Origin of the sequence: Virgibacillus sp. M23 (genome assembly GCF_034190895.1) — a bacterium.
Lineage (GTDB): Bacteria > Bacillota > Bacilli > Bacillales > Amphibacillaceae > Virgibacillus > Virgibacillus salarius.
This window is the reverse complement of record NZ_JAWDHA010000141.1, coordinates 1-719: the sequence shown is the minus strand read 5'-3', so window position 1 is coordinate 719 and position 719 is coordinate 1. Positions and strand designations below refer to the sequence as shown.

Annotated in this window: 1 pseudogene; it reads right to left on the bottom strand. The window is 43.9% G+C overall.

Annotated elements, in window-relative coordinates:
• Positions 1-719: pseudogene (gene tilS, locus RVS70_RS21650) on the bottom strand (tRNA lysidine(34) synthetase TilS); the annotation flags it as partial.

Genomic DNA, 719 nt, shown 5'->3' with positions numbered 1-719 from the left:
TTCATCAGCAGCTCCGCTTATTTGGTATTCAAAGGGAACATTTTTGCACTGCCATTGTTCAAATGTAAACAAACATGTCTGATATGATTTGACCACCTTCAGCCCTTTCGGAAAGTCCAATACTCCTGAAGGACCGCCATTTTCCGCCCAATCAAGAAACTGTTGAATGTGATGGGCTGAAAAGGATGATGGAACGTTNTCATAAAGATAGTTTAATATTAGTTGAACTCCTCTTCTTTGTAAAGGCATCGGGAGGGCAAGCAATTGAGAGGAATTGATTTCAACTGATGTATTAGACTGGCTTGTGATTACTTTATTCATTTCATCTTTCGTTAATGACTGTAAGAATTGCTCATCTTCCGTCAGTGCTTCACTCACTTTTTGAAACCTTTTATGCACATCCGGAGACTCCTTTTTCAAGAACGGGAGCACTGTTTTTCTGAATCTGTTTCTTGTGTAGTCATCTTTGGCGTTGCTTTCATCCGTCCGGTAGCTCAAGCCGTTTTCACGGCAATAGCGAAGGATCTCTTCCTTTGTAATCGTTAGGAACGGCCTGATGATCCGCCCCGTCCCAAAACGTCTAACCGGCTGCATTCCCGCAAGCCCCGTTCCAAGCGCGCCCTTAGCCAATCTCCTAAGCATTGTTTCAACCTGGTCATCTCCATGATGAGCAAGCGCCAGATAGTCCGCTTGGTGCTTTGACATGATTTCCTCAAAAA